This window comes from uncultured Campylobacter sp. (assembly GCF_963517995.1).
Taxonomy (GTDB): domain Bacteria; phylum Campylobacterota; class Campylobacteria; order Campylobacterales; family Campylobacteraceae; genus Campylobacter_A.
The window spans coordinates 1-3,399 of record NZ_CAUQHQ010000191.1 but is presented as its reverse complement, the minus strand read 5'-3'; the positions used below and the strand labels follow the sequence as shown (position 1 = coordinate 3,399).

Here is a 3,399-nt window from a genome sequence, read left to right as displayed (position 1 = left end):
TATTTGACGGCGGATTGATTTTTATCCTCGGATCCGTCCAGCCAAGGCTAAAAAGCGCACGGATCTTCGGACCAATAAAACTTTGCAGACGGTTTCGTCTCCAGCTCATCTAGGCTAATCTTGCCGTAATGATTAGCATCAAGCCTCTTAAATTCCGAACCCGAGCACAGATCTAGCTCTACTCTTAGCCCAGACGGCACCTCGCTCGCCGTCCACTCCTGCAAGCTCAGTGCGCCGTCGTTATCTTTGTCATTAAACTCCATAAAATTCGGCACCGAATCGGCGGGATCGCAACCGTACGCGCCGAAGCATAAAAATACTAGAATAAAAATTTTATTCATTTCGCCTTCTTAAATTTTATCTTTTTGCAGCGTTTGCGAGCGATAAATATAAAATTTACCCACATATTCGGACGCGCTTAAGACCTACGTTCGCAAAAGCCCTCTTTGGCGCGGCTTTTAGCACAACCTACAGCTCCTTTTTAAGCAGCTCAAGCAGGTTGAATTTTAGCTCGTTTATATTTTGTCCCGTCGCCGAGGAGATCGGCATTACGAAAAACGGTTTAGCGGCGTCAAATTCATAAATATTTTGTTTAAATTTCATCTCGCCAGACGTGCCCGCAAGCCCCAAATGCGACAAAAACGCGTCAAATTTTTCCTGTAAATTTTCGGCCGCGTCCGAGCGAGTTAGAGCGATCGCGTAGTCTCTTTGCGCAAGTTCGCCTGAAAATTTCGCCGTCTCGGCCCGTAGCGCGTCAAACTGCTCCTCAAGGCTGCGGTAGTTTGCAAGATCAAGCATAAAAAGCAAAATTTTAGTGCGCTCGACGTGTTTTAAAAACTGCACGCCAAGCCCGCGCCCTTCGCTTGCGCCCTCGATAATGCCCGGGATATCGGCCATGACAAAGCCGCTGTATTCGTCCACCTCGACGAGGCCGAGCTTTGGCGTGAGCGTGGTAAACTCGTAGTTTGCGATCTGGGGTTTGGCGTTTGAGACGGTCGAGATTAGCGTGCTTTTACCGACGTTAGGAAAGCCCACGAGCCCCACGTCGGCGATGAGTTTTAGCTCTAGCCGCACCTCTCGCGTTTCGCCCTCAAGGCCTTTTTGCGCATATTCTGGAGCTTGATTGATCGAGCTTTTAAAGTGCACGTTGCCAAGCCCGCCTTTGCCGCCTTTTAAAAATAGCTCTCGCTGCCCCTCGCTAGTTAAGTCGCAGAGTAGCTCGCCCGTTTGGGCATCTAGCACCGCGGTGCCGGGAGGCACGATGAGCTCGAGGTGTTCGCCTCTTTTGCCGTGCATCCTGCGCCCCGTGCCTGCCTCGCCGTTTTGCGCGCGCATGGCCTTTTTGCCTTTATACGCCGCTAGCGTATGCGTGTTGTTATCGGCGACGAAATATACATCGCCTCCGTCGCCTCCGTCGCCTCCGTCCGGTCCGCCTAAGATCACGTGTTTTTCGCGGCGAAAGCTCACAGAGCCGGCCCCGCCGTGACCCGAGCTTAGGGTTAAATTTACGCTATCTATAAACATTTCTTGCCTTAGTTTTTAAATTTTATTTCATTGTTTTTCGGTTCGTTATTTTGCGAAATTTTCGGATTATATCGGTTTATTGATTAAAATTTGATTTGCCGCAAAGTTCAAACTAATTGCCAACCGCCGCTGTTTACGCAAATAATACGAGACAAATTTTAGTAATTTGCGTCAAATTTTAAAATTTAACAGACAACGCGACTTTTATTATTAAATTTGGGTGATTTTAAAAGAAAAAGGGGCTTTCGCCCCAAGGATTACGCAGCAGGATAAACTGAAACTTTTTTTCTATTTTTATCTAGTCTTTCGAATTTAACGAAACCGTCGATTAGCGCGAAAATCGTATGATCTTTGCCTAGGCCGACGTTGCTGCCCGCGTGAGTAGCGGTACCGCGCTGGCGGATGATGATGTTGCCCGCGCGAACGAATTCGCCGCCGAATTTCTTAACGCCTAAGCGTCGTCCGATGGAATCTCGGTTATTCTGGGTTGAGCCTTGACCTTTTTTATGTGCCATTTCTTATCTCCTTAAGCTGCGATACTTACGACTTTTACGCGCGTAAACTGTCTTCTAAAACCGCGTTTTAGTTTTGAGTCTTTGCGTCTGCGTTTTTTGTAAATAACGACTTTTTTATCCTTGCCCTCGTTTACGACTTCAAGAACGACTTTCGCACCCTTTACGAACGGCGCGCCTACCTTTACTTCACCGTCGTTTACGCACAAAACGTCCGTAATCTCGACTGATGATTTTGCTTCAGCACTGAAATGGTCAAGCTTAAGATATTCGCCTTCGCTGACGCGATACTGCTTGCCGCCGTGCTTAAATATAGCGTATTTTGACATACTCTACCTTTCTAAATTTGGTAAGACCAAAAAGCGCTTTTGGATTTCAAAAGACTTGTGGAGCTCTGTTGGTTGTAAGAGACGGATGATACCCAAAAATTTATAAATTTTGGTTTAATGCCCTAGCTTTTAAAATTTCGTCCGCCAGGTTTTTATGTCGCGCGCAAAAACAAAAATCCTCCTTAAACTTTCCATTGTAGCGTAAATTTTAACCTCCTTTTAGGTATAATCGCCCAAATTTAAGCAAATTTGAGCCAAAACGCTCGGCAAGATAAATTTAGGACGAAAATGGCAGGCGAAGACCAAGAAAAAACCGAAGAACCCACCTCCAAAAAGATCGAAGATGCGCGCAAGGACGGCAACGTCCCCAAAAGCCAAGACCTAGCCGGCTTCGTCACGCTCGCGGTCGCGATCTTTGTAGTAGTAGCGCTTCTTGGCTTCATCGGCGATCAGTTTTTCACGCTATATAACTACTATCAAAGCCTCATCGGACAGGAGTTTACGCGCAAACTACTCTTTAGCGTCGCGATCACGACGATATTTCGCACGCTGCTCATCATCCTGCCTATCGCCGTTTGCATCGCGATCGCTGGCGTCGTCGCTAATCTCATGCAGTTTGGATTTATATTTACGACCAAGCCTTTGGAGCCGAATTTAAACAAAATCAATCCGCTAAAAGGGCTCAAAAATCTCTTTTCGCTCAAAAAGCTGATAGACGGCATCAAAATGGTGCTCAAGGTCACGGCGGTTTTTACAGTCGGATTTTTGATGTTTTTTAGCTTCATCAAAGAGCTACCGCATACGCTGTTTTTCTCGATGGCGACGCAGCTAGCGTGGCTAAAAGAAAAGATGCTGATTTTAGCCGCCGTGATGCTCATCGTGATGTTTATCATCGGGCTTCTTGACGTGCTGATCGTGCGTTTTCAGTATTTTCGCGACCTAAGAATGAGCAAGCAGGAGATCAAGGACGAGTACAAGCAGATGGAGGGCGACCCGCAGGTAAAAGGTCGCATACGCCAGCTGCAAATGCGAGC

Annotated in this window: 5 protein-coding genes; 1 reads left to right on the top strand and 4 read right to left on the bottom strand. The window is 47.0% G+C overall.

Features of this window, described 5'->3' with window-relative positions:
* Positions 1-47 precede the first annotated feature (47 nt).
* The 4 genes from RYL88_RS12370 to rplU form a co-directional block, all read right to left on the bottom strand.
* Complete coding sequence (locus tag RYL88_RS12370; protein ID WP_314991696.1) at positions 48-341, bottom strand: hypothetical protein; 294 nt, start codon at positions 339-341, stop codon at positions 48-50.
* A 127-nt stretch (positions 342-468) separates the two neighbouring features.
* The gene (gene obgE, locus RYL88_RS12365) at positions 469-1,524 is read right to left on the bottom strand and encodes a GTPase ObgE (RefSeq protein ID WP_314991694.1); all 1,056 of its coding nucleotides are present in this window, start codon (positions 1,522-1,524) and stop codon (positions 469-471) included.
* A gap of 257 nt (positions 1,525-1,781) precedes the next feature.
* Positions 1,782-2,039, bottom strand: a complete 258-nt coding sequence (gene rpmA / locus RYL88_RS12360; RefSeq protein ID WP_002943616.1) for a 50S ribosomal protein L27 — start codon at positions 2,037-2,039, stop codon at positions 1,782-1,784.
* An 11-nt stretch (positions 2,040-2,050) separates the two neighbouring features.
* Entirely contained in the window at positions 2,051-2,365 is a 315-nt protein-coding gene (gene rplU, locus RYL88_RS12355) for a 50S ribosomal protein L21 (RefSeq protein ID WP_002947447.1), read from the bottom strand.
* Positions 2,366-2,653: 288 nt separating this feature from the next.
* Between rplU and RYL88_RS12350 the strand changes: the two genes are divergently transcribed.
* A partial coding sequence (locus tag RYL88_RS12350; RefSeq protein WP_314991691.1) for an EscU/YscU/HrcU family type III secretion system export apparatus switch protein occupies positions 2,654-3,399 on the top strand: 746 nt, incomplete at its 3' end.

Bases quoted from the DNA above. Each gene is read 5' to 3' on its own strand.
- RYL88_RS12370 (WP_314991696.1), bottom strand. From the start codon at position 341: ATGAATAAAATTTTTATTCTAGTATTTTTATGCTTCGGCGCGTACGGT.
- obgE (WP_314991694.1), bottom strand. From the start codon at position 1,524: ATGTTTATAGATAGCGTAAATTTAACCCTAAGCTCGGGTCACGGCGGG.
- rpmA (WP_002943616.1), bottom strand. From the start codon at position 2,039: ATGGCACATAAAAAAGGTCAAGGCTCAACCCAGAATAACCGAGATTCC.
- rplU (WP_002947447.1), bottom strand. From the start codon at position 2,365: ATGTCAAAATACGCTATATTTAAGCACGGCGGCAAGCAGTATCGCGTC.